At 63.3% G+C, this 25,126-nt stretch carries 26 protein-coding genes; 17 read left to right on the forward strand and 9 right to left on the reverse strand.

From position 1 onward, the window contains the following. The first annotated feature begins 167 nt into the window (after positions 1 to 167). The 5 genes from SBA_RS15280 (at position 168) to SBA_RS15300 (ending at position 2,458) form a co-directional block, all read left to right on the forward strand. Complete coding sequence (locus SBA_RS15280) at positions 168 to 797, forward strand: hypothetical protein (RefSeq protein ID WP_261935032.1); 630 nt, start codon at positions 168 to 170, stop codon at positions 795 to 797. A 57-nt stretch (positions 798 to 854) separates the two neighbouring features. Further along, entirely contained in the window at positions 855 to 1,244 is a 390-nt protein-coding gene (locus SBA_RS15285) for a hypothetical protein (protein ID WP_261935033.1), read from the forward strand. Further along, complete coding sequence (locus tag SBA_RS15290) at positions 1,241 to 1,564, forward strand: hypothetical protein (protein WP_261935034.1); 324 nt, start codon at positions 1,241 to 1,243, stop codon at positions 1,562 to 1,564. The genes SBA_RS15285 and SBA_RS15290 overlap by 4 nt, the downstream gene beginning before the upstream one ends. After that, a complete protein-coding gene (locus SBA_RS15295) occupies positions 1,557 to 2,132 on the forward strand; it encodes a hypothetical protein (protein ID WP_261935035.1) in 576 nt (191 codons plus the stop codon). Before SBA_RS15290 ends, SBA_RS15295 begins: the two co-directional genes overlap by 8 nt. A 104-nt stretch (positions 2,133 to 2,236) precedes the next feature. Then, a complete protein-coding gene (locus tag SBA_RS15300) occupies positions 2,237 to 2,458 on the forward strand; it encodes a DUF4170 domain-containing protein (RefSeq protein WP_004211788.1) in 222 nt (73 codons plus the stop codon). Positions 2,459 to 2,555: 97 nt separating this feature from the next. Here SBA_RS15300 and SBA_RS15305 read toward each other — a convergent pair whose 3' ends face one another. The 6 genes from SBA_RS15305 to carA form a co-directional block, all read right to left on the reverse strand. Further along, positions 2,556 to 3,215, reverse strand: a complete 660-nt coding sequence (locus tag SBA_RS15305) for a rhomboid family intramembrane serine protease (protein WP_224549230.1) — start codon at positions 3,213 to 3,215, stop codon at positions 2,556 to 2,558. A 2-nt stretch (positions 3,216 to 3,217) separates the two neighbouring features. Beyond that, on the reverse strand, positions 3,218 to 3,694 hold the full coding sequence (gene greA / locus SBA_RS15310) for a transcription elongation factor GreA (RefSeq protein ID WP_224549231.1): 477 nt from the start codon (positions 3,692 to 3,694) through the stop codon (positions 3,218 to 3,220). Between the two features lie 80 nt (positions 3,695 to 3,774). Beyond that, the gene (gene carB, locus SBA_RS15315) at positions 3,775 to 7,110 is read right to left on the reverse strand and encodes a carbamoyl-phosphate synthase large subunit (RefSeq protein WP_261935036.1); all 3,336 of its coding nucleotides are present in this window, start codon (positions 7,108 to 7,110) and stop codon (positions 3,775 to 3,777) included. Continuing rightward, positions 7,110 to 7,385, reverse strand: coding sequence for a hypothetical protein (locus SBA_RS15320; RefSeq protein ID WP_261935037.1), 276 nt, complete (start codon positions 7,383 to 7,385; stop codon positions 7,110 to 7,112). Before SBA_RS15320 ends, carB begins: the two co-directional genes overlap by 1 nt. Further along, complete coding sequence (locus SBA_RS15325; RefSeq protein WP_261935038.1) at positions 7,382 to 7,750, reverse strand: ribonuclease E inhibitor RraB; 369 nt, start codon at positions 7,748 to 7,750, stop codon at positions 7,382 to 7,384. The genes SBA_RS15320 and SBA_RS15325 overlap by 4 nt, the downstream gene beginning before the upstream one ends. Then, entirely contained in the window at positions 7,747 to 9,012 is a 1,266-nt protein-coding gene (carA, locus tag SBA_RS15330; RefSeq protein WP_261935039.1) for a glutamine-hydrolyzing carbamoyl-phosphate synthase small subunit, read from the reverse strand. The genes SBA_RS15325 and carA overlap by 4 nt, the downstream gene beginning before the upstream one ends. A gap of 155 nt (positions 9,013 to 9,167) precedes the next feature. Between carA and SBA_RS15335 the strand changes: the two genes are divergently transcribed. From SBA_RS15335 to SBA_RS15375, 9 genes are all read left to right on the forward strand, one after another. After that, a complete protein-coding gene (locus SBA_RS15335) occupies positions 9,168 to 9,620 on the forward strand; it encodes a GatB/YqeY domain-containing protein (RefSeq protein WP_261935040.1) in 453 nt (150 codons plus the stop codon). Positions 9,621 to 9,683: 63 nt separating this feature from the next. Continuing rightward, positions 9,684 to 10,067 carry an endonuclease domain-containing protein gene (locus SBA_RS15340; protein ID WP_261935041.1) on the forward strand — a complete coding sequence of 128 codons (384 nt, stop codon included), beginning with the start codon at positions 9,684 to 9,686 and terminating at the stop codon, positions 10,065 to 10,067. Beyond that, complete coding sequence (gene dnaG / locus SBA_RS15345; RefSeq protein WP_261936751.1) at positions 10,063 to 11,961, forward strand: DNA primase; 1,899 nt, start codon at positions 10,063 to 10,065, stop codon at positions 11,959 to 11,961. The genes SBA_RS15340 and dnaG overlap by 5 nt, the downstream gene beginning before the upstream one ends. Before the next feature lie 76 nt (positions 11,962 to 12,037). Continuing rightward, complete coding sequence (gene rpoD, locus SBA_RS15350; RefSeq protein ID WP_261935042.1) at positions 12,038 to 14,092, forward strand: RNA polymerase sigma factor RpoD; 2,055 nt, start codon at positions 12,038 to 12,040, stop codon at positions 14,090 to 14,092. A 155-nt stretch (positions 14,093 to 14,247) separates the two neighbouring features. Continuing rightward, positions 14,248 to 14,928, forward strand: coding sequence for a DUF6975 family protein (locus SBA_RS15355; RefSeq protein ID WP_224549244.1), 681 nt, complete (start codon positions 14,248 to 14,250; stop codon positions 14,926 to 14,928). A 76-nt stretch (positions 14,929 to 15,004) separates the two neighbouring features. Then, complete coding sequence (locus SBA_RS15360; RefSeq protein WP_261935043.1) at positions 15,005 to 15,850, forward strand: AAA family ATPase; 846 nt, start codon at positions 15,005 to 15,007, stop codon at positions 15,848 to 15,850. 60 nt (positions 15,851 to 15,910) lie between these two features. Next, positions 15,911 to 16,324: a GFA family protein gene (locus tag SBA_RS15365; RefSeq protein WP_224549248.1), complete on the forward strand. Its 414-nt coding sequence runs from the start codon at positions 15,911 to 15,913 to the stop codon at positions 16,322 to 16,324. Positions 16,325 to 16,416: 92 nt separating this feature from the next. Further along, the gene (locus tag SBA_RS15370) at positions 16,417 to 17,466 is read left to right on the forward strand and encodes a hypothetical protein (protein WP_261935044.1); all 1,050 of its coding nucleotides are present in this window, start codon (positions 16,417 to 16,419) and stop codon (positions 17,464 to 17,466) included. A gap of 45 nt (positions 17,467 to 17,511) precedes the next feature. Next, complete coding sequence (locus SBA_RS15375) at positions 17,512 to 18,369, forward strand: DUF817 domain-containing protein (protein ID WP_261935045.1); 858 nt, start codon at positions 17,512 to 17,514, stop codon at positions 18,367 to 18,369. Here the strand turns inward: SBA_RS15375 and SBA_RS15380 are convergent. Continuing rightward, positions 18,357 to 19,721: a methyl-accepting chemotaxis protein gene (locus SBA_RS15380; protein WP_261936752.1), complete on the reverse strand. Its 1,365-nt coding sequence runs from the start codon at positions 19,719 to 19,721 to the stop codon at positions 18,357 to 18,359. The two genes, SBA_RS15375 and SBA_RS15380, sit on opposite strands and share 13 nt — an antisense overlap. A 144-nt stretch (positions 19,722 to 19,865) precedes the next feature. On the opposite strand from SBA_RS15380, the gene SBA_RS15385 reads away from it, so the two are divergent. Next, on the forward strand, positions 19,866 to 21,041 hold the full coding sequence (locus SBA_RS15385; RefSeq protein WP_261936753.1) for a vWA domain-containing protein: 1,176 nt from the start codon (positions 19,866 to 19,868) through the stop codon (positions 21,039 to 21,041). Positions 21,042 to 21,148: 107 nt separating this feature from the next. On the opposite strand, the gene SBA_RS15390 is transcribed toward SBA_RS15385, so the two are convergent. Next, the gene (locus tag SBA_RS15390; RefSeq protein ID WP_261935046.1) at positions 21,149 to 22,234 is read right to left on the reverse strand and encodes an anhydro-N-acetylmuramic acid kinase; all 1,086 of its coding nucleotides are present in this window, start codon (positions 22,232 to 22,234) and stop codon (positions 21,149 to 21,151) included. Positions 22,235 to 22,289: 55 nt separating this feature from the next. Here SBA_RS15390 and tyrS point away from each other — a divergent pair, with 55 nt between their 5' ends. After that, positions 22,290 to 23,507, forward strand: a complete 1,218-nt coding sequence (gene tyrS, locus SBA_RS15395) for a tyrosine--tRNA ligase (protein WP_224549251.1) — start codon at positions 22,290 to 22,292, stop codon at positions 23,505 to 23,507. A gap of 131 nt (positions 23,508 to 23,638) precedes the next feature. Beyond that, the gene (locus SBA_RS15400) at positions 23,639 to 23,995 is read left to right on the forward strand and encodes a PilZ domain-containing protein (protein ID WP_261935047.1); all 357 of its coding nucleotides are present in this window, start codon (positions 23,639 to 23,641) and stop codon (positions 23,993 to 23,995) included. Here the strand turns inward: SBA_RS15400 and SBA_RS15405 are convergent. After that, positions 23,967 to 25,088 carry a mechanosensitive ion channel family protein gene (locus SBA_RS15405; protein WP_261935048.1) on the reverse strand — a complete coding sequence of 374 codons (1,122 nt, stop codon included), beginning with the start codon at positions 25,086 to 25,088 and terminating at the stop codon, positions 23,967 to 23,969. The two genes, SBA_RS15400 and SBA_RS15405, sit on opposite strands and share 29 nt — an antisense overlap. Positions 25,089 to 25,126: the final 38 nt, after the last annotated feature.

Genomic DNA, 25,126 nt, shown 5'->3' on the forward strand with positions numbered 1-25,126 from the left:
GCCAGCGCCTACTCCAATGGCAATGCAGGGCTTGCGCAGATGCAAAAAATGCCGATGGTCAAAAATGTAACGGCTACGGAACTGTAGGCCGCCGCGATGCATTTGTTCGGTGATGCCACGGCCTTTCGGGGCCGCCATGCCGTATTTGAAAGGGAGACTAGAGGACCATGGCCGACACACCGGGAACCCCGCCCGTCAAGCGCGTCAAGAAGACGGCAACCGTCAAGCCGGTCAAGGCGAAGCCCGCCAAGCCCGCCATCGCGACGCCGTCGGCCCCTGCGGTCAAGGCCGCACCGGTCAAGAAAGCCGCCACGCGCAAGGCACCTGCCGCCAAGAAGCCGGGCAACGGTGCCGCCGCCCACGGCTGGACCGCGCAGATCGCCCCGATCAAGGCGCAAGCCGAAAAGGCCGCCAAGGCCGCTGCCGACAAGCTGAACGCAGTCGATTGGAAGGCGCATATCGATCCCATCAAGGAACAAGCCGGCAAGACCGCCAAGTCCGCCGCCGGCGTCGCCAAGGACAAGACCGGCACGACCTTGCAGAGTCTGGCGAAACTGATCGCCGACACCGCCGGCACCGTCGATTCCAAGCTCGGCCCGCAATATGGCGACTATGCCCGTCAGGCCGCTGAGTCGGTCGCTGGCGCGGCCGATACGCTCGACGCCAAGGATGTCGATCAGTTGCTCGGCGAAGCGCGCGACTTCGTGCGCAAGAGCCCGGCGGTGGCGATCGGGGCAGCGGCCGTGGTCGGCTTCGTGCTGATGCGTCTGGCCAAGGGGTCGGACGACAAGGCCTGATGCAAAGGCGCATTTCCTGACCGACGCACGATCCTGCACGGCGGGACGGAGGGCCAATTGATCGACGAGCCAGCGGATACGGCGGTAACGCCGCACACCGATGGGCAGCCCGAAGGCGCGCCCGAAGAAAGCGTGCGCGACGTCTTCGCGCGCCTCTACACCGACGGCCGCGCCTATGTCGCGGCCGAAGCGGAAAAGCAGAAGCTGCGTGCAGGCATTATCGGCGTCGGCGTGCGCAATGCCGCGATCTTCGGGATAGTGGCGCTCATGCTGGCCTTCGCCAGCATCGTCGCGCTGCTGGTGGGGCTGACGATCGCCCTGGCACAACTGATGGCGCCGCTCTGGGCGACCCTCATCGTCGTGAGCGGCGCTTTGATCCTGGTCGTGCTGCTGCTGCTGGCGGCCAAGGGCTGTATTACGCGAATGAAGAAGGCGATCGCGCCATGAACCTGGAAACCCGCTATCGCCAAGCTTGCGAACGCGCAGATGCCGCGCGTGGGCGCCTGGACCTGGCGGCGAAGGAAGCCAAGGCGCGCGTCGCGCCCGCGCGACTCAAACAGGATGTGAAGGACAAGGCGAGCAACGCGATGTTGAACGGCATGGCGAATGTGGCGGCGCAAGCGCAGCAGAGGCCTGTCGCAATTGGCGCAGCGGCCGCCGCCTTCGGGCTATTTCTTGCGCGACGTCCGCTGGCGGCACTTTTCCGGCGGCTATACGTTCGCTTCCAGGACACCCAGACAGATAATTCGGAGAATGACGATGGCTGATATCCGCGCCCAACTGACCCGCGTTCGTGAAGCGGCGAACGACGCCGCAGCGACCGCCACCGACCGGATCAAGGATACCGGCGAAAAGGCGCGCGAAAGCGCCGGCGAACTGATCCAGACCAGCCGCGACAAGGCAAGCGAAGCCTATGGCGAAGCGCGCGACAAAACCCAGCGCGTCGCCACCCGCGCCAATGAGATCGTGCAGGAGCATCCGATCGTCGCCGTGGCCGGCGCCGTCGCCGTGGGCGCAGTCGTCGCCTGGATGTTCCCCAAGAGCCGTGCCGCCATGAAGGCGTTGCCGGGCCTGGCCATGACCGCGGGCTCGCGCATGTTGGAGGCGGCCGTCGCCGCGCGCGCCGCCGCTGCCGAAGGTGCCGAGACAGTGAAGCAAGGGGCTGCCAACGCGCTGCACGTCGCAACCGACGTAGCATCGGATGCGCGCGACAGCGTGGCATCGGCCGACCTGCCGGCCAAGGCGTCAAAACTCGCCGATGAAGTGACTGCTCTTGTGGCGGCGAAGGTCGATGCGCTGAGCGATGCGATCAAGGCGCGATTGCCCAAAAGCTAATCGCTCCTGCGCCGAACGCAATCTGTTCAGCCTTTCGTGCCCCTTGGATGGACCGTGCTGCCCTGCTAGGGTTGCGGTTCATCCAAAGGAGAATAGATAACGCCATGAGCAAAATGCATCTGGTGATGGGCGGTCGCGTAACCAATCCGCAGACGCTTGAATTTCAGGATCTCAGCAAGGTCGATCTGGTCGGCGTGTTCCCCGACTATGCGTCTGCCGAAAAGGCCTGGCGCGGCGCGGCGCAGCGCACCGTCGATGATGCCGAGATGCGCTATGTGATCGTACATCTGCACCGCCTGCTAGAACCGGAACTTCCGGCCGCCTGACCGGAAAATCCAATCCGTTCGTGTCGAACGAAGCCAGGCAAGGGGGGCATTGGGCCGACCACTTCTCGGTTTCGTTCGAAGCGGACATATTTGTCTTTTAATGCACCGCTCGCGGCTTTTTCCTGAAGCGCCAGCGCAATAGCGGCCGGGTCAGGGCCAGCCCCACGAGGAAGCCGCCGATATGCGCGGCGATCGCGATCTGGCCGAGTTCGCTCATCCCCGCCCCGCTCGCCAGCCCAATCATCAACTGTACCGCGATCCACGCGCCCGCCAGCCACAACAGCCGCACCAGATTGGCCGACAGTGGCCCGATTGCGCGAACCTGCTGCTGACTGTAGAGCAGCGCGTAGGGCGCAATGATGGCGGAAATCGCGCCGCTGGCGCCGACCATAGGATTGGTCGATCCCGGATCGATCGCCCATTGCGCCAGACAGGCACCATAGGCGCCGACGACATAAAGGGCGAGCGTCCCGCCCCAGCCCAGCACATGTTCGACCTGCCGACCACAAAATATCAGCATCAACATGTTGAAGCCGATATGCAGCCAGCCTGCATGGATGAAGGTGCAGCTAAGCGGCGTCAGCCAGACCGGCACCGCCGCCATGCCCTCCAGCAGCGCCGGATCGCCCAGCCGCGCAGGCATGAAGCCGCCGACGATCGCAGCGTTATCGACTTGTCCCGTCAGATAGAGCAGCAGGAAGGCGGCGACCGTGATCGCCGCGATCCCGTTGGTCAGTCGGCCAGCAGGCAGTTTCACGGTCAGATGAAATCGATCTTGTCGACCTGGTAGAATTTATCCCCGGCCGGCACGGACACTTCTACATCCTCGCCGACGGTCCGACCGATCAGGGCGCGGCCCAGCGGGCTGTTGTAGCTGATCATGCCCTGCTTGGCATCGGCTTCGGCCTGACCAACAATCTGGTATTTTACCGGCTTGTCGTCTTCATCCAGCAGCGTCACGGTCGCGCCGAACACGATCTTGTCGCCCGACAGGGTCGTGGGGTCGATCACCTGGGCACGGGACAGCTTGTCCTCCAAGTCGTTGATCGTTGCCTCGACCTGGCCCTGCCGTTCCTTCGCGGCGTGATATTCGGCGTTTTCGGACAAATCGCCGTGCGCGCGCGCTTCTTCGATGGCGTCCACGATCAGCGGCCGCTCGGCCTTCAGTTCGCGGAGCTGCGCATTGAGCTTGTCATAGCCCATCTGCAGCATCGGCATCTTCTCGACGGTCGCCATGAGTGCAAATCCTTCGTCAAAACTTCCCTTTGGCGACCCGAACGTCGGGTCACCCGCAGCATGCTTCCTTGTGCAGGGGATCAGGCTTGCGACAGGGGATAATAGGACTGGAGCGAGCGCACTTCAAGGGCATGACCCCGCAAAGCCTCGATCGCATCGGCCGCAGCGACGCTCGCGGCGGCCGTGGTGAAGCTCGCAACCTTCTGGCGCAACGCGCTGGTGCGGATCGCCTTGCTGTCCTTCAAGGACTGCCAGCCTTCGGTGGTGTTGAAGATCAATTGCACGTCGCCGTCGGTGATCTTGTCCACGATGTGCGGCCGCCCCTCGGCAACCTTGTTGACCCGCTGCACCGCGATGCCCTGTTCTTCCAGATATTGGGCGGTGCCGCCGGTCGCGATCAGCCTGAAGCCCATGTCCACCAACTTGCGCGCGGCGGGCAGGATGACCGGCTTGTCGCTGTCCTTCAAGGAGATGAACACCGTACCCTCGGTCGGCAGCATGGTGCCCGCACCGATCTGCGCCTTGGCGAAGGCGGTCGCGAAATCGCTGTCGATTCCCATGACTTCGCCGGTGCTCTTCATTTCCGGTGACAGCACGGGATCGACGCCGGGGAAGCGGCCGAAGGGGAAGACGGCTTCCTTGACCGCCACATGATTGATCGCGTTGCGGTCTATCTTCGGCAGATCCTTGATTTTCTCTCCGGCCATCACGCGCGACGCGATCTTGGCGATGGGGGTGCCGATCGCCTTGGCGACGAAGGGCACGGTCCGGCTGGCGCGCGGATTGACCTCGATCAGATAGACGACGCCGTCCTTCACCGCGAACTGGATGTTCATCAGGCCGCGCACGGAAAGGGCGTGGGCCAGCACTTCGGTCTGCCGTTCGATCTCCGCGATGATGTCGTCCGACAGGCTGTAGGGCGGCAGCGAGCAGGCGCTGTCGCCCGAATGAACGCCCGCCTCCTCGATATGCTGCAACACGCCGGCCACGACGACATCGTCGCCATCGCACAGCGCATCGACATCGACCTCGATCGCGTCGCGGAGATATTGGTCGATCAGCACCGGCGAGTCGCCCGACACCTTGACCGCGGTGGTGATATATTCCTCCAGTTGTGCCTGGCCGTCGACAATCTCCATCGCCCGGCCGCCCAGCACGTAGCTGGGCCGCATCAGGACGGGGTAGCCGATGCGATTGGCGACCGCGATCGCCTCTTCCCGGCTGCGCGCGATGCCGTTGGCGGGCTGCTTCAATTTCAGCTTGTCGATCAGCGCGGCGAACCGCTCGCGGTCTTCGGCCAGGTCGATCGCGTCGGGGCTGGTGCCCAGGATCGGGATGCCCGCATCCTCCAGCGCCTGCGCCAGCTTGAGCGGCGTCTGGCCGCCAAACTGGACGATCACGCCCTTGAGCGTCCCGCTCGACATTTCGACGCTTAGGATTTCCAGCACATCCTCGGCCGTCAGCGGTTCGAAATAGAGGCGGTCCGACGTGTCATAGTCCGTCGACACCGTCTCGGGATTACAGTTGATCATGATGGTTTCATAGCCAACATCGCTCAGCGCGAAGCAGGCATGGACGCAGCAATAGTCGAATTCGATGCCCTGCCCGATCCGGTTCGGCCCGCCGCCCAGGATCACGACCTTCTCCCGGTTCGTCGGCGCGGATTCATTCTCGGCCTCGCCGAAGATCGGCGCTTCATAGGTCGAGTACATATAGGGCGTCTTGGCCTCGAACTCGGCGGCGCAGGTGTCGATGCGCTTGAACACCGGGCGCACGCCCAGCTTGTGGCGCAGCGCACGGACCTCATCCTCGGTAACGCCACCGGTCATGGCGACGACCGCTTCGTGGATCAGGCCCGATCCGCGCGCGATGCCGCGCTCGTTGCCCGCCAGATTGGCGGACTTGAGCGCCAGCCAGGCGAGCCGCTTGTCGGAAAAGCCCATGGCCTTCAGGCGCCGCATCCCGTCCGCGTCGCGCGGCAGGCCGTTGGCCAGCACTTCGCCTTCCGCGTCCACGATTTCCTTGATCCGTTCCAGGAACCAGGGATCGAACTTCGCGATATTGTGGATTTCCTGAACGCTTAAGCCTTCGCGCAGCGCCTGCGCGGCGACCAGCAGCCGGTCTGGCGTCGGGGCAGCGAGCGCTGCGACAATATCGTCCTTGGGCGCGCCGACCAGATGATCGACGGTGTTGAAGCCGCTAAGGCCCGTTTCCAGCCCGCGCAGCGCCTTCTGCATCGATTCGTGAATGTTGCGGCCGATCGCCATGACCTCGCCCACGGACTTCATCGCGGTGCCCAGCAGCGGTTCGGCGCCCTTGAACTTCTCGAACGCGAAGCGCGGGATCTTCGTCACCACATAGTCGATCGTCGGCTCGAACGACGCGGGCGTCGCGCCGGTGATGTCGTTGGTGATCTCGTCCAGCGTATAACCCACCGCCAGCTTGGCCGCGACCTTGGCGATCGGGAAGCCCGTCGCCTTGGAGGCCAGCGCGGACGAGCGCGACACGCGCGGGTTCATCTCGATCACGACCAGGCGGCCGTCCTTGGGATTGACCGCGAACTGTACGTTGGAACCACCTGTTTCGACGCCGATTTCCCGGAGTACCGCAATCGATGCATTACGCATGATCTGATATTCCTTGTCGGTCAGCGTCAGCGCCGGGGCGACGGTGATGGAGTCGCCGGTATGGACGCCCATCGGATCGACATTCTCGATCGAACAGATGATGATGCAATTGTCGTTGCGGTCCCGCACGACCTCCATCTCATATTCTTTCCAGCCGAGCAGCGATTCCTCGATCAGCACCTCGGTCGTGGGTGACGCATCCAATCCGCCGCGCACGATCGTCATGAACTCGTCGCGGTTATAGGCGATGCCGCCGCCGGTGCCGCCCATGGTGAAGCTCGGCCGGATGATCGAGGGAAGACCTGTAAACTCCAGCCCCTCCAGCGCCTCTTCCATCGTATGCGCGATGCGCGAGCGGGCCGATTCCAGTCCGATCTTGTCCATCGCGTCGCGGAACTTGATCCGGTCCTCCGCCTTGTCGATCGCTTCGGCATCCGCGCCGATCATCTGCACGCCGTATTTTTCCAGCGTCCCGTCGTTGAACAGCGCGAGCGCCGTGTTCAGCGCCGTCTGCCCACCCATGGTCGGCAACACTGCGTCCGGCCGTTCCTTCTCGATGATCTTCGCCACGATTTCGGGCGTGATCGGCTCGACATAGGTCGCGTCGGCAAATTCCGGGTCGGTCATGATCGTGGCCGGGTTGGAATTGACCAGGATGATGCGATAGCCCTCTTCCTTGAGCGCCTTCACCGCCTGCGTGCCCGAATAATCGAACTCGCACGCCTGGCCGATGATGATCGGACCAGCGCCGATGATGAGGATGGAGGAGATGTCGGTGCGTTTGGGCATTATTTGGCCTCTTCTCGATAAAGTTCGTTGCCAACAAAGCCCATTTTCATGGGGATCTTAATGGCTTTAAGTTCGGTAAGCGTGCAATCCACCGCTTCATATTTGGCGTCTTGCGGCGGCTGAAACTGAAGTTCATCCTTGCCGTGCAGTTTTAACGCAGATCGAGGCAGACCGCATTTGTCGGCAATCGCATCGAACTGGGATTGAGCGAGTTCACCCTTCGCGGCACAGCCACCAAAAAGAACTATAGAGCAAATGATTGGCGCGTATTTCAATGCACGCCCCCAGTCTGCGCCTCGCACCCCCAGCCGTCATATTCGACGCCGCAGAGGATTTCGATCTGGAGGCACTTCCGGGTCAGCGCGCGGATCGACGCTTCATCGACCGGCTGCACGCATTCCAGGAACAGGTACAGGTCGCCCTCCTCATCCTCTTCCCGATCCAGTTCGACAAAGCCGAACTGGCTGGCGATGGTCAGCAGCCGCTCGAAATCCTTTTCGCTGCCCCGGAAGGACACGTCCACCGGCCGCGCGATCCGCGCCACGTCGCCATTGGCGGCGAGGTTGGCGAGAACGTCCTTGTCCGCCTCCCACTCGGCGGCGAGGCGCGCTTCATCCACGGGGGGGAGGTTCTGGCTCACGCCGCGACTGACCCTTTGAGGCCCGCCACGAACTTCTTGAACAGATAGAAACTGTCCTGCGGCCCCGGCGAGGCTTCGGGGTGGTACTGCACCGAGAAGGCGTTCTTGTCGGTCAGTTCTATCCCGCAATTGCTGCCGTCGAACAGCGACACATGGGTCGCGCGGACATTGGCGGGCAGCGTGGCGGCATCCACGGCAAAGCCATGGTTCATCGATGTGATCTCGACCAGGCCATCGTCCAGCCGCTTGACAGGATGGTTGGCGCCGCGATGCCCCTGATGCATCTTGATCGTCTTCGCGCCCACGGCCAGCCCCAGCAACTGATGGCCGAGGCAAATGCCGAAGATCGGCACATTCTCCGTCAGCAGCGCGGCAATCACCGGCACGGCATAGGCGCCCGTCGCGGCCGGATCGCCCGGACCGTTGGACAGGAACACGCCGTCGGGCTGCAAGTCCATCACCTGCTCGAACGTCGCGGTCGCGGGCAGCACGGTCACGCGCGCGCCGGCTTTCACCAGATTGCGGAAGATATTGTTCTTCGCGCCATAATCGATCGCCACGACATGCGGACGCGGTGCGGGAGACGGCAGATCCTGCTGGTCGAACAGCAGCGCATTGCCCTCCGCATCGCTGGCGGGATAGCCCGCCGCGACCGTCTCCAGCCGATCGGTGGCATCGACATCATAGCCCTTGCCCAGCGTCCAGCCGCCATCCTTCCACAGCCGCGTTTCCTTGCCGGTGACTGCGATGGCGAGGTCCATGCCCTCCAGCCCCGGCCAGCCCGCCGCCTTGGCGGCCAGCGCGGCGATGTCGAACGCGCCGTCGGGATCATGGGCGATCACGACATTGGGCGCGCCCTTGACGCGGATCAGGCGGGTCAGCGCGCGGGTATCGACACCGGCGAGGCCAATACGGCCATTTTCGGCCATCCATTGGTCGAACGGCTCGACATTGCGGAAATTGCTCGGCGCGGTGACGTCCTCGCGCACGATGCAGCCCAGCGCATAGGGCTGATCCGCCTCGACATCGTCCAGGTTGGTGCCGACATTGCCGATATGGGGAAAGGTGAAATTGATGATCTGCCCGGCATAGGAGGGATCGGTCATGATCTCCTGATAGCCGGTAATGGAAGTGTTGAAGCAGAGTTCGCCCACCGCTTCGCCGACCGCGCCGAAGCCGCGGCCGAACACCGCGCTGCCATCGGCAAAAACCACGACCCCTGTCGCTCCATTGGGCACAATGAGGGTCTTGGCGTCAGCCATGGTGTCAGCGTCCTTTATGCTTTTGCGGGAACCCGTCTACAGCGGGTTAAACGGCCGGTCACCTATGCCCCCACGCCCGCAAGGTCAACGTCTGTTAAAAATCTCTTTTGCCGCTATATCTGCTCCTTTCCGCAAGCAACAGGATTCACTCGTCGATGATTCGCGATACCATCAAGAGCGCCCAGGTCACCGCCATGAAGGCCGGCGACAAGGAAAGGCTGGCCGCCGTCCGCCTGATTCTGGCGAAGCTGAAGGACCGCGACATCGAACTGCGCACCGCCTCCACGGTGCCGGACGACGACGCCGTGGTGGTCGAGGTGCTGCAGAAAATGGTCAAGCAGCGCCGCGAATCGATCGACATGTTCAAGACCGGCGGCCGCGACGAACTGGCGGCCAAGGAGCAGGCCGAACTGGATGTTATCGAAGGCTTCCTTCCTGCGCAGATGAGCGAAGAAGAAACCAAGGCCGCGATCGAGGGGATCAAGGCGGAGGTCGGCGCGGAAAGCGTGCGCGACATGGGCAAGGTGATGGCCGTCCTGAAGGAACGCCATGGCAGCGTGATCGACATGAGCAAGGCCAGCGGGCTGGTGAAGGCTGCGCTGGGCTAAGCTATAGTGGATAGCTCCCCTCCCGCTTGCGGGAGGGGCTGGGGGAGGGCATGTTCACTCCCAATGGACAAAGGCTACGCCCGCCCCACCGCAAAAGCGCGAGCATTGCGCAACAACGCCACGGAAGCCGAGCGCATTCTCTGGCGCGCCATTAGCGCTCGAAAAGTCTCTGGCGTCCGCTTCAACCGGCAAGTACCGGTCGGTTCGTTTATCTGCGATTTCGTGGCGCGGTCGATCGGCCTGATCATCGAAGTCGATGGCGGACAACATAATCAGGAAGTCGATGCCCAACGGACCCGCTATATCGAATCGCAGAGCTTTCGCGTGATCCGATTCTGGAACAGTGACGTGCTGGGCAATCTGGACGGGGTAGTGGAGGAAATCGAACGGGTGATTGCAGACATGCCCTCCCCCAGCCCCTCCCGCAAGCGGGAGGGGAGCTATTGACCCTCCCCCCCAATGGCTAGACGAACTGCGCGCGCGCACGTCGCTCTCCACCCTCATCGGCAAGACCGTCAAGGTCACGAAAGCGGGCCGCGAATATAAGGCCTGCTGCCCCTTCCATAACGAAAAGACGCCCAGTTTCACGATCAACGACGAAAAGGGCTTCTACCATTGCTTCGGCTGCGGCGCGCATGGCGATGCGATCCGCTGGATGACCGACCAGCGCGGCCTGCCTTTCATGGAGGCGGTGAAGGAACTGGCCCAAGCCGCCAGCATGGACGTCCCCGCCGCCGATCCACGCGCCGCCAGGCGCGCCGAACAGGCAAAGGGCCTGCATGACGCCATGGCGGCGGCGCAGGCATTTTTCGAGGAGCAATTGGGCGGCATCGACGGTGGCGATGCCCGCGCCTATCTGCAAAAGCGCGGCATCAGCGACGCGATCCGCCGCACCTTCGGCTTCGGCTTCTCCCCTGACGGGCGCGGCCGTCTGAAGAGCGCGCTCAAGGAATTTGGCGACCCGATGCTGGTCGAGGCCGGACTGCTGATCGATCCTGAAGCACTGGAGCAGGGTAACGCCAAGAAACGCGAAAGCTATGATCGCTTCCGCGGCCGCCTGATGCTGCCCATCCGCGACATTCGTGGCCGCGTCATTGCGTTCGGTGGCCGCATATTGGGCGCGGGCGAGCCAAAATATCTGAACTCCCCCGACACGCCGCTGTTCGACAAGGGCCGCACGCTCTACAATATCGACCGCGCCTCCCCCGCCAGCCGCCAGACCGAGCGGGTGATCGTGGTCGAAGGCTATATGGACGTGATCGCGCTGGCGCAGGCCGGCTTCAGCGAGGCAGTCGCCCCACTCGGCACCGCGCTGACCGAACATCAGATCGAGCGGCTTTGGAAAATGGTCGAAGTCCCGATCCTATGCTTCGACGGCGATTCTGCCGGGCAGAAGGCCGCGATCCGCGCCGCCACCCGCGCCCTGCCCCTGCTGCGCCCCGGACATAGCCTGTGTTTTGCGAAGCTGCCGCCCGGCCAGGATCCCGACGACCTGGTCCGCACCAGCGGGGCGGAGGCAATGGAAGCGGTGCTCAAAGCGGCAGAGCCGCTGATCGAACGGCTGTGGAGTCATGAACTGAGCGCCATGCCGCTCGACACGCCCGAACAGAAGGCCGCGCTCAAGCAGCGGCTTCGCGCCATAACCGACGCGATCGCCCATCCCGACGTCCGCGCCCACTACGCCCATGAATTTCGCGAACGCTATGACGCCCGCTTCTTTGCCCGGCGCGACAACGCCCCGGCGCAAAGGCAAGCGCGCGGCGGCGGGGATGGCGGCCGCTGGCAACGCGACAAGCGCGGCAACTGGAAACCGCCCATCCCGTCCGCCGGCACCGAGGCACGCGCGATCGGCGCGAGCGGCATGGAGCAGCGGCTGCTGCGCGCTATCCTCGCCGGCTTGCTGCGGCACCCGGCCCAGATCGCGCCGCATCGGGAAGCGCTTTCGGGCCTCCAGATCGGCGACCCGATGCTCGCCCAGTTGCTTGCGGCGATGATCGCCGCGTCCTTCCGAAAAGAAACAGTTGAAACGCAGGCCCTCCTTACCATATTGGGGCAAGGTGAAGTGTATAATATGGCTAAGGGGATGCTCCGGGCCGACACGTTCACACTCACCCCTCACAGGATGGCAACCGATCCCGATCGCCTTGCGCGCGATCTGGAGGAAGCCATCCGGGTGATGGCGCAGGGACCGGAGTTGGAAACGGCGCTGGCGGAGGCTACGAGGCGGTTCAGAAATGACGTCAGCGAGGAAAATCTCGCTGAGCAACAACGCTTACGCGCTCTCAAGGCGGACCATGACAGTCGACTGGCGGAACTGGCGCAGTCGGAAGACATTGTTTGATATAGATCGTCCCTTGGAGGGGCGACGGGTTTGATGTGATCGTCCCTCCAAGGGACGGCGGAGTTAAGGCGAATAAATGGCGACCAAGGCGAACAGCAAAAGTGCGGCGGGTGCAGGCGATGGCGGGGATGAAGGCGGCGATGCGCCCCTGCTCGACCTCAACGAAGCCTCGGTCAAGAAGCTGATCGCCCGCGCCAAGAAGCGCGGTTACATCACCTATGACGAGCTGAACGATGCCTTGCCGCAGGACCAGATGTCCTCCGAGCAGATCGAGGATGTGATGTCCGCGCTCAACGACATGGGCGTCAACATCGTCGAGAATGAAGAAGCGAGCGAGGACGGCGACGAGCAGCGCGAGCGCGAGGATGCCGAGGACGCCGAAGATGAGTCGAGCGACGATGACGGCCCGAAGCTCATCACCGAGAAGAAGAAGGAAACGGTCGATCGCACCGACGATCCCGTTCGCATGTATCTGCGCGAGATGGGCGCGGTGGAACTGCTCAGCCGCGAGGGCGAAATCGCCATCGCCAAGCGGATCGAGGCTGGCCGCGATACGATGATCCTGGGCCTGTGCGAAAGCCCGACCACCTTCAACGCGATCATCGAATGGTCTACCGCGCTCAACAACGGCGAGATGCAGTTGCGCGAGATCCTCGATCTCGACGCCATGCTCTCCAAGGATCCTGCCCCGGAAAGTCTGGAGGAAGGCGCCGAGGACGATGATGGCGAGATCAGCGAAAAAACCGCCGGTCCCAGCTTCAAGGAAGAGGAAGAGCCGGAGGAAGAATCCGTCGACGGCGACGAGGATGAAGACGGTACCGAACGTCGGACTCGTCGCGTGGAAGAAGAAGAAGAGGAAGACAACACCCTCTCCCTCGCCCAGATGGAAGAGACTCTCAAGCCGATGGCGCTGGAGAAATTCGCGACCATCACCGAGATTTTCCGCGCCTTCTCCAATGCCCAGGAATCGCGCATGGTCGCCATGGCGATCGGCGAGACGCTGAGCCAGAAGGACGAGGATGATTATCAGGAACTGCGCGAAAGCCTGACCGCGCAGGTCGAGAGCGTCCAATTCCATCAGCAGAAGATCGAATATCTGGTCGATCAGCTCTATGCCTATAACCGGCGCCTGACCGCGCTGGGCGGGCAGATGCTGCGCCTGGCCGAGCGCCACAAGGTCAGCCGCAAGGATTTCCTCGACCGCTATGTGAATCATGAGCTGGACGACGCCTGGCTCGACAAGGTTCAGGGCCTGGACAAGAAATGGGCCGCTTTCGCCGCCGCCGAAGGGCGCGCAGTCGACCGCATCCGCAACGAGGTGAGCGAGATCGCCCAGGCGACCGGCATGTCGCTCAGCGAATTCCGCCGCATCGTCAACATGGTGCAGAAGGGCGAGCGAGAAGCCCGCATCGCAAAGAAGGAAATGGTCGAAGCGAACCTGCGCCTCGTCATTTCCATTGCTAAAAAATATACGAACCGCGGCCTGCAATTCCTTGATCTCATTCAGGAAGGCAATATCGGCCTGATGAAGGCGGTGGATAAATTCGAATATCGCCGCGGCTACAAGTTCAGCACCTATGCGACCTGGTGGATCAGGCAGGCGATCACCCGCTCGATCGCGGATCAGGCGCGGACCATCCGTATTCCGGTCCATATGATCGAGACGATCAACAAGCTGGTCCGCACCAGCCGCCAGTTCCTGCACGAGCAGGGCCGCGAACCGACGCCGGAGGAAATGGCAGAGCGTCTATCCATGCCGCTGGAAAAGGTGCGCAAGGTGATGAAGATCGCCAAGGAGCCGATCTCCCTCGAAACGCCGATCGGCGACGAGGAAGACAGCCATCTGGGCGACTTCATCGAGGACAAGAATGCGATCATCCCGGTCGATGCCGCGATTCAGGCGAACCTGAAGGAAACGGTCACCCGCGTCCTTGCATCGCTGACGCCCCGTGAGGAACGCGTGCTGCGCATGCGCTTCGGCATCGGCATGAACACCGATCATACGCTGGAAGAAGTGGGCCAGCAGTTCAGCGTGACCCGCGAACGTATCCGCCAGATCGAGGCGAAGGCGCTGCGCAAGCTCAAGCACCCGTCGCGCAGCCGGAAGATGCGATCCTTCCTCGATCAATAAATTAAAATCGATCGGTAAATGTAAATTAACCATCGTTGACGGAAAAGGGCGGCTTTCACGGTCGCCCTTTCTGCTTCCGTAAACCGGACGTTTACTTGGGCGCACTATGCCTTGTGATTATAGCCTGCCGATGCGGGCATTACAGGGATTTGGGCATGAGCGAAGCGGCACCGCGCTATCAATTTGGCGACATAGCGCGAATCCTGGAGGCGCTGGTCGCCGCCGATGGAACGGCTGCCCATGCCTATGCCAATCGCGCCAGCACAGGCGTCGCCCGCGACGCGCTGCTATCGCTGTCCGACCTTGCCGACGCGGCCTATTATCTCTGTATGCTCCATGGGCGCCATCCCGGCGTGATCGACCATGCAGCGACCCGCTCGGCCGACAACGCCGCGCGCCAGTGGCTGATCGAGACAGCCGACGCCTTCGCCCGCGAACGCGCCTATCTGACCCAGGTCACCGTCGCCACCGGCCCTGCTCCCAGCACAGCGGGCCAGGCCGATTGCGAAACCGCCGTCAGCCAGCAGCGCCACGCGCTCGATATGCTGGCCCAGTCCGACCGCCGGGGTTGCGCCATGGGCGCTGCCATGGCGCTGGTGCTCGACTGGCGCGCCGTGCGCCATGTGCTCGACATGGCGGCTCTGCGCGCGGGCCTGGAGCCTCATCCCTATGCCATGCCCGATCGCAATGCGACGCTGGACGTCGCCCGCGCGATCGGCGGCGACGATGGCATCGACCGGGCCATCCAGTTCGGCGCGCGCCAGTTGCTCAACCAGCATCGCGGCCTCTGGGATCTGCTCGCGGCCCGCGCCGACGTGCGCGCCCGACAGGGCTGATTCCCCCTTTCCCGATTGCGCAGGTCCGCCGCATTGCCTAGTCCGGTTGCCATCGGCAACCGAACGGAACAGCAATATGCGCTTTGAAGGCACGCAGGACTATGTCGCCACCGACGATCTGAAGGTCGCGGTCAACGCCGCCGTGCTGCTGCGCCGTCCGCTGCTGGTGAAGGGCGAGCCGGGCACCGGCAAGACCGTTCTCGCCCAGGAAATCGCCACGGCGCTGGATGCGCCCCTGATCGAATGGAACGTCAAATCGACGACCAAGGCGCATCAGGGCCTCTATGAATATGACGCCGTCGCGCGCCTGCGCGATGGCCAGTTGGGCGACGAGCGCGTCCACGACATCGCCAACTACATCCGCAAGGGCAAGCTGTGGGAGGCCTTCACCTCACCTAGGCTGCCCGTCCTGCTGATCGACGAGATCGACAAGGCCGACATCGAGTTCCCCAACGACCTGTTGCAGGAACTCGATTGCATGGCCTTCCACGTCTATGAGACGGGCGAGACGATCGCAGCGGCCGATCGCCCGATCGTCATCATCACCTCCAATAACGAGAAGGAACTGCCCGACGCCTTCCTGCGCCGCTGCTTCTTCCACTATATCAAATTCCCCGACCGCGACACATTGGCGCAAATCGTCGATGTCCATTTCCCCGGCATCCAGAAGATATTGGTCAGCAAGGCGATGGATATTTTCTACGACATCCGGGAAGTTCCCGGCCTCAAGAAGAAGCCCAGCACCAGCGAACTGCTCGACTGGCTGAAACTGCTGCTGAACGAGGACATGCCGCTCGACGTCCTCCAGAACAGCGACCCGACCAAGGCGATCCCGCCGCTCCACGGCGCGCTGCTCAAGAATGAGCAGGACATCATGATGTTCGAGCGCCTCGCCTTCATGGCGCGCCGTCAAGGGCGATGACCTGATTCACCCATGTCTCTCCTTCCCTGAGGGAGAGGGATTTGAAGGGAAAGCCCAACCATGCCTCATTCCGCCGGATGCCTCTGCGGCGCTGTCCGCATCGCCATCGACGCCGAACCGATCGCCGCACGCATGTGCTGGTGCCGGCTGTGCCAGTATCTGGGCGGCGGCGCGGCCACGGTGAACGTGTGCTTTCCATCGGACAAGATAATGACCAGCGGCGAGGTGCGGTGGCACGACAGCGTCGCCGACAGCGGCAACGCGATGAAGCGCGGCTTTTGCCCGACCTGCGGCACGCCGCTGTTCAGCCTGGCCGAATCACGCCCGCATCTGACCTTCATCCGCGCCGGTGCGCTGGAGGATCCCTCGTTGATCGGGCCGCAAGCGGTCATCTGGACCGATGCCGCGCCGACATGGGCACATCATGATCCCGACCTGCCCCATTATCCGGCGCAAATCCCGCCGGTGGTTTGAAATAGGCGCTTGCACGGCCTGGTTTAGCCTGTAGCCTCCTTGTCATAGTTCAATGCCGCGCGAAGACGGTATCGACCTGGAGAGTGATGACGATGCCGAAGCGCACCCAAGGCCTCATTGCCGTCATGATATCTGGCGCAGCGTTGTGCTTTGCCATTTCATCGCCTGCCCATGCCGCCGACACCGAAGCCTGGACCCCGACCGAAAGCGCTATCCGCGCCGCTTCGGCCGGCATCGCCCTGCCCCAGACCGTGGCCGGCCTGTCGCTCAGCAAGAGCGGCGAAGCGTCCAACGGCGGCCGCGCGGTCGACAATTATGCGCAATATCTGTCCGAGGACGGCGCCATCCAGGCGACCCTCTATGTCTATCTCCCGACCTATGCCGACGCCTCGCTGGCCGCCTATATGACCGACAAGGCGGTGATGGAACGGTTTGGCGCGAAAACCCGCCGCACGGCCTATGCCAGCGCCTCTGCCGCCGGCCGCGCGGACAGCGCTATACGCGCGGTCTATGAAGACGCCGCCGACGGCGCGCTGACGACCGCCGCCGGTTTCGTCCATGCCGGACGCTGGATCGTCAAGATTCGCGTGACCGGGCCGACCGAGCGACGTGGTGAAGTGCTGGCCGGCCTGGACGGCATGCTCGCCAACCTGTCGGTCGATGATCCCGCCAGCCTGCATTCCACTGCTCCGGCCAGCTTCGCCGCCTGTCCTGCCGCGCCGACTGCCGACGCCCGACCGACCCCGGCCAAGCTTGTCGGGGAAGCCGTACCCCAGGATGTCCGCATCCCGCGCGACGGCAGGGACGCACTCTGCATCCGAGGCACCGTGGCCACTGCCGATGGCAACTACGACATGCTCCAGCAGGCTGGGCGCAACGACGGCGCGATCATCGTGCCAATCGACGACAGCGGCACCGTGCTCGCCTTCGATCCGGCGACCGATGGACAAGGCTATAAGCTCTCGATCCACATGGTCGGCCAGACCGATCTCTATGGCGTCTATGACAAGGTGCCCAGCCCGCGTCAGGTGGCCGCCATCATCGACGGCAAAGACACCCAAACCGCCGAAGCGCAGGCCGTCGCGACCTATGCCGCCAATGGCGAGATCACGGTTAGCCGCCTGGCGCAAAAGGGGCGCTGATCGCGTTCTTCTTGTCCCGCTGAAAATCGGCTTTGATCCGCCCTTATGATTCAGCCGCGAGACGCGACCCGTTTTGCCCGTATCCGCGCGCGGCTGGAAACGATCCAGATCGCGCCTGGCCCACCGGCATGGGCGTTCGAATTTCTCCTCTTCGGCTTCAAGCAAGGCTGGGCCTGCCTGTTCGGCGGCCTGATGCTGACGCTCCTGCTGGCAACGCACCTCTTCTATCCACCCGAAGCGCCGCTTCACCGTTATGATTTCCTTACGCTGGCGGCGCTCTCCATTCAGGCTGCCATGCTGGGCTTCCGGCTCGAAAGCTGGAGCGAGGCGAAGGTCATCTTCGCGTTCCACCTCATCGGCACGGTCATGGAATTGTTCAAGACCCATGCCGGTTCGTGGATCTATCCGGAAGCCAGTCTGCTCCATGTCGGCCCCGTCCCGCTCTTCTCAGGCTTCATGTATGCAGCGGTAGGCAGCTATATCGCGCGCATCTGGCGCATCTTCGACTTCCGCTTCACCTATTATCCGCCGGTCTGGGCCACGGCGCTGCTGGCCGCCACGATCTACGTCAATTTCTTTGCCCATCATTGGCTGCCGGACATGCGCTTGGCGCTGTTCGCGGCGGCAATCCTGCTGTTCGGCCGCACCTGGATTGTCTTTACGCCCTGGCACATACCGCGACGGATGCCGCTCCTCATCGGCTTCATCCTCGTCGCCCTGTTCATATGGTTCGCGGAAAATATCGGCACCTTCGCCAATGCCTGGACCTATCCCGATCAACGGCATGGCTGGCAGATGGTGAGCGTCGCCAAACTGGGCAGCTGGTATCTGCTGATCATCATCTCGTTCGTGCTCGTGTCCTTGATCCACGGCATGGGCACGAAGCGCGATCAGATCAGATAACCGACCTCGTACAGTCCCCAGCGTCGCCCACCGAAGACCAGGGGCACGAACACGCTGCGCAGTGCGCGGTATCGACCTTCGCCCAGATCCTGCCGATAGGTATAGAGGAAGAAGTCGCCCTCTTCCTGCAACGCCCGGCTGGTCTGGCTGTCCATGAAAATCTGCCGGTTGCGGGCGTTCTCCATATTCCAGTCGTGAGCACCGGCCCGCTGCGGCTGGCAGCGCGCGCTGATATGGGTGGGCAGATAGCCATTAATGTCGAGCAGGCAGCAGCCGACGATCGCACTGTCCTCGCCCGTGCGCCGGTCCAGTACCGGCCGCAACATGCCGTCGGCGAAATGGGTGAAGCCGTTGAGATATTGGGGCGGCGCCGATCCTTCGATCAGGCGATAGTCGGTGTCGAATAGCTGCGACAGGCTGATCTCCCCCGTCTCCAGCGCCCGTTCGATCAGCGCGCCCACCTCGTCTGCGCCATCTTCCGCCAGTCCGATATAGCGGCTGTTGCGCGTCTTCTGCGGACCGTGCGCGGCGGTATTCAGCATGGCGTTGGCCATGCCCTCCAGCCCTTCGAGCTGCTCACGCGCGACATCGACCCGCGCAGCGCTGTCGCTGGCGGACCGGCTGAACGTCGCAAGCCCATGGCGCAGTGCATTGACGTCGCCGTCGGCCGCATCGGTGCAGGTGACGATGGCGTCCGATCGTTCGCCGAACTGGGTGACGAGCGAAGCGATTTCCGCCATGCTGAGCCGCAGTCGGTCGATATGCGCACCCGCCCCCCGGCCGCGCACGATATTGGCCTCCACCCCGCCGATCAGATGACGCGCATCCCGATCCAGCTGGATCAGCTTGTCGCCGGCCGACGCCGCGGATTCGCCCGCTTGCCCCGCCAGCCGCCTGATCTCGTCCGCCACCACGGCAAAGCCCTGCGTCGCTGCGCCACCGCGCGCCGCCTCGATCGCGGCATTGACCCCCAGCATTCGTGTCTGCCGCGCGATCGCGCCCAGTTCCTCGCTGATATCGCCCACCGCTTCGATCACGGTCAGGAACTGGCGCAAATGCGCCTCCAGCCCGGTGACATGCTCCACCAGCCCCGCGACCTCGCCCAGCGACAGGCCAATCACCTCATGTCCGTCGGCGATGATGCGTCCGGCGCGCCGTGCGGTCAGACTCAGCTCCTGCGCCGCGGCCACGCTCTCATTCTGGCTGGCGGCCAGCGTTTCCATATTGGCCTGCAAATTCGCCAGATGCGCGGAATCGCCCTGGATACGACGGTTCAACTCGCCGAGATATCCAGCCGTTTCGCTGCACTGCAATGCGATGTCGCCCGACCGTTCCCCCAGATCAGCCAGCAAGTCCCTGTTTTCCAAGCGCGCCCCTGCTCATCTTTGTGCCGCGGATAGTGACGGATTAACCATGCACTGCAACACTTAATATTCGGACAATCCATGCGACGACGGCAGCTTGCATCGCGCCGCGCGCTGGCCGACAAGCGGACCATGCTGCTCAACTTTCTCGATGCGCTCCGCGCCGCCGGCATCAACGCCAGCATCAAGGAGCATCTGCTGCTGCTCGAAGCGCTCGACCGCGACGTCATCGCCCGGCGGCCGGAGGATTTCTATTATCTCGCCCGCGCCACCTATGTGAAGGACGAAGGGCTGCTCGACCGGTTCGACCAGGTGTTCGCCAAGGTGTTCAAGGGCGTGCTGGGCCAGGATGGGGTCGAGGCGGAGATACCCGAGGAATGGCTGCGCCTCGCCGCCGAAAAATTCCTCAGCCCCGAGGAAATGGAGAAGATCAGATCCCTGGGCGACTGGGACGAGATCATGAAAACGCTCAAGGAGCGGCTGGAGGAGCAGAAGGGCCGGCATCAGGGCGGCAACAAGTGGATTGGCACCGGCGGCACCTCCCCTTTCGGTAATGGCGGCTACAATCCGGAAGGCGTGCGGATCGGCGGCGAATCCCGGCACAAGCGCGCAATCAAGGTCTGGGAAAAGCGCGAATTCGCCAATCTCGACAATGCCAAGGAACTGGGCACCCGCAACATCAAGGTCGCGCTGCGCCGCCTGCGCCGCTTCGCGCGCGAAGGCGCGGCCGATGAACTGGACCTCGATGAAACAATCCGCGGCACCGCACGACAGGGCTGGCTCGACATCCGTATGCGGCCCGAACGGCATAATGCGGTCAAGCTGCTGCTCTTCCTCGACGTCGGCGGATCGATGGACCCGTTCGTCACGCTGTGCGAGGAACTGTTTTCAGCCGCGACCGGCGAATTCAAGAATATGGAATTCTTCTACTTCCACAATTGCCTCTATGAAGGCGTGTGGAAGGATAATCGCCGCCGCTTTTCGGAGCGTATCCCGACCTGGGACATTCTCCACAAATATGGCCATGACTATAAGGTCATCTTCGTCGGCGACGCGGCAATGAGCCCTTATGAAATCGCCCATCCAGGTGGTTCGGTCGAACATATGAACGAGGAAGCCGGCGCCGTCTGGCTCAAGCGCGTCGCCCACACCTATCCCGCCTGCATCTGGCTCAATCCCGCGGCGCAAGCGCATTGGGGCTATAGCCAGTCGACTAAGATGATCCGCGACCTCATGAACGATCGCATGTACCCGCTGACGATCCAGGGCATAGACGCGGCGATGCGCGAACTGACGCGCAAACGGTGAACCATGGCGTCAAGGCCGACGGCCTGAGCCAGGCGCCGGCAGGGATGACAATATAGGAATGCCGGCCTGCACCGCCCCCTTCATCGCCATTCTTACATCATTAGCCCTCACGGCCGGAACAGCACCCCGCCGGTCATCGGTTCGGGCGCGCCGGTGGTCCCCGGAAAGCTGATCGGCAGCCCCTTCAAATGCCGTACCGCCATATAAGCGAAGCCCTGCGCCTCCAGCGCGTCCCCGTTCCAACCCAATCCATCGACCGACAGCACTGCCGCGCCGGTCCGCTCGGCCAGCATAGCCATGAGCATATCATTTTGCCGTCCGCCACCCGCGACATGGATCGCTCGCACCCGCTCCGGCAAGTGATCGACCGCCCGCGCCACCGCCGCCGCTGTGAAGGCCGTCAACGTCGCCGCGCCATCCTCCAGTGAAAGACCCTGCACCGTATCGATGCTGAACTGCTCGCGATCGATGCTCTTGGGCGGCAGCGCGTCGAACCAGGGATCGGCCATCATCGCCGCCAACCGCGCCTCATCAACGCGCCCCCGCGCCGCACATGCCCCGCCCGCGTCATAGGCGGCATCGCCATGCGTCTGCATCCAATTGTCGATCAGCCCGCTCGCCATGCCGGTGTCGAACGCGATCAGCGTGCCGTCCGATCCGATAAAGGTAATGTTCGCCACCCCGCCCAGGTTGAGCACCGCCGCCGGCTTGTCCAGCCCCGCCGCCAGCGCCCGATGATAGACGGGCAACAGCGGCGCGCCCTGCCCGCCCGCCGCCACATCGGCGCTGCGCAGGTCGGCTACGACCGGAATGCCGAACGCCCCGGCCAGGCCCACCCCGTCGCCGATCTGCCAGGTCCAGCCTCGATCGGGCCGATGCGCGACGGTATGGCCGTGAAAGCCGATCACGCCCACATCCTCGGCGATATGCCCGCTACGGCCCAGCAAATCCGCGACTGCCTGCACATGGCGCTCGGTCAGTTCCACCTCGACCGAGGCGAGCAGCGGCTCGAAGCCAGGCTTATCCATCGCCATCGCCCGCTGGCACGCTTCGGCCAGCCGCAGGCGAAAGCCGTCATCATAGGCCATGGCGTGAAATTCGATCGCGTGGCTAAGCCCCTCGCCGTCCGTTTCGATCAGCGCCGCGTCGATTCCGTCGCGCGATGTGCCGGACATCAGGCCGATTGCCAACATGATCGAAAACTCCGCCTCTTTAACAGTCGCAACCGCAATGCTACAGGCGCGCGCCATGAGCAACTATCAGTCCGATCTTCTCCGCCTGCTCGACACGCGCGGCTATATCCACCAGCTGACCGACGCGCAGGGGCTTGACGCCCTCGCCAAAAGCCAGGTGGTGCCCGGCTATATAGGTTTCGATCCGACCGCGCCATCGCTGCATGTCGGCAGCCTGGTGCAGATCATGATGCTGCGCCGGATGCAGCAGGCCGGCCATAAGCCGATCGTGCTGATGGGCGGCGGCACCGGCAAGATCGGCGACCCCAGCTTCAAGGATGAAGCCCGCAAGCTGATGACCGGCGACACGATCGCGTCCAACGTCGCCAGCATCAAGCGGGTGTTCGAAAAATTCCTGACCTTCGGCGAAGGCCCGACCGACGCCGTGATGGTCGACAATGCCGACTGGCTCGACGCGCTGGAATATATCCCCTTCCTGCGCGACATCGGCCAGCATTTTTCGGTCAACCGGATGCTCAGCTTCGATTCGGTGAAGATGCGCCTCGACCGCGAACAGTCGCTGTCCTTCCTCGAATTCAACTATATGATCCTGCAGGCCTACGACTTTCTCGAACTGTCGCGCCGCTCGGCCTGCCGCCTGCAGATGGGCGGCTCCGACCAGTGGGGCAATATCGTCAACGGTATCGAACTTTCGCGCCGGGTGGACGGCACGCAGGTCTTCGGCCTGACCAGCCCGCTCATCACCACCGCCGACGGCGGGAAGATGGGCAAGACCATGAACGGCGCGGTGTGGCTGAACGCCGACGCCCTGCCCGCCTATGACTATTGGCAATTCTGGCGCAACACCCAGGATGCCGATGTCGGCCGCTTCCTACGCCTCTTCACCGACCTGCCGCTGGACGAGATCGCCCGGCTGGAGGCGCTGGAAGGCGCGGAGATCAATGAGGCGAAGAAGATCCTGGCCCATGCCGCCACCGCCATGGCCCATGGCAAGGAGGCCGCGACCGCGGCCGCCGAAACCGCGCGCAAGACTTTCGAGGAAGGCGCGTCGGACGCCAACCTGCCGACCGTCAGCCTCGGCGCGGACGGCCTGAACGTCGTGCAGGCCACCACCGGCCTTGGCTTCGCCACCTCCAACAAGGAAGTGCGCCGCAAACTGGGCGAAGGCGCAATCCGGGTAAATGGCGATGTCGTCACCGATCCCGCCGTCACGCTCAAGCCCGGCGATAAGCTGAGCTTCGGTGCGAAGAAGCACGGTCTGGTCGTCGCCTGAAAATTCGTCATTGCGAGCGCAGAGCGCTCGCAATGACCGACCATGGCAACAAACCGGCAAAAGAGCGTTAGCCCCCGATTAACGCTCCTTCCTATCGACTCGTCCATTTCCAACGGCTTAGACTCGGGGCCATGTCGTCCTCCGTCTTCGCCAATCTCGGCCATGTGCTACGCTCGCGCGACCCTGCGGTCGATCAACGCCGTGCGCAGCGCGAACTGGTCGACATGGTGAGCCATGTCACGGTGCAGGGGCGTAGTCATGGCGTACGGATCATCAATATCTCCGCCCTCGGCCTGATGTGCCGCAGCGACAGCGCCTTATTACAGGGCGAACGGGTCAGCATCTGGTTGCCGATCCTAAAGGACTATCCCGCTGAAATACGCTGGGTGGAGGATGGCCGGTTCGGCATGGAGTTTTACGAGCCGATCAGCCCCAAAATCTATGACGCGATGCTGTCGCTCATTCCGCCGCGCCGGACGGCCTGGTAATTTCCGGACTGATGGCGTCAAGTCCGGCGACGTCCAGCCGGGCTAAGCCCTCTCCTGCCTCCACCCGCTGACGCCCGCGCACCAGCGCTTCGGGCATCTCGGTGCGCAGGAAGCTCAACATAGCCTCCCGCACTTCGCAGCGCAGGTCGAACGCAATACCCGCATTGCGCGCGCTCAACAGCCCGCGCAGTTCCAGCGCGTCGGCGCGATGATCCGTCACCTGCAGGATCGCGACCCGCCCGTCCCAGCGGCCGTTCGCCTTCACCGCCTCGACGAATCGGGTGCGGATACGCTCGATATCCGCGGTGGGGTCGACATAGAGGAACACGGTGCCCAGCAGGTCGGACGTCTTGGTGGTCCAGTTCTGGAACGGTTTTTCCAGGAAGTAGGATACCGGCACCACCATTCGCCGGTCGTCCCAGATACGGATGATGACATAGGTCAGCCTGATTTCCTCGACCCGCCCCCATTCGCCCTCGACGATCACGACGTCGTCAAGCCGGATCGGTTCGGAAAAGGCCATCTGCACGCCCGCGATCAGATTCTTGAGCGCCGGCTGAGCCGCCGCGCCGACCGCAAGCGCTGCAAGGCCCGCCGAGGCCATCAACGACACGCCGATCGTCCGCACGCCCGGAATGGCGATCAGCATCATCGCGATCACGAAGAAGCCGATGATGCACTGGCAGATGCGGTAGAGGATGCTGATCTTTGTCCGCCGCCGCCGGGCTTTGAGATTATCCTCGACGCTGATGTCGGCGCGCTCCTCCAGCATCGCCTTGCCCGCGCGCATTACGCGGAAGATCAGCCAGCCGACCAGCAGCGCAAAGATCATCCGCGCCCCGATCGACCAGATATCTTCCGTGCCCGGCCCTACCTTGATCGACTTGAGGCCCGCGCCCAATGCCAGCAACACCACCAGCCATCGCGTCGGCTGGAAGATGGCGGGCAGCAGCACCGGCTCGATCTTCGAATGTTTCGCAACCCGCAGTGCGATCCAGTAGAGCGCCCAGTGGATCAGGAAAGCGGCAGCCACCGCAATGGCGATCGACATCGCCGCCATGGGCGTGATGTGGGTCAAACTTATATCCGTCATCGACAAGGCAACGCCATGACCGCTCTGACGTTTCGCAG

This window comes from Sphingomonas bisphenolicum (genome assembly GCF_024349785.1).
Lineage (GTDB): Bacteria > Pseudomonadota > Alphaproteobacteria > Sphingomonadales > Sphingomonadaceae > Sphingobium > Sphingobium bisphenolicum.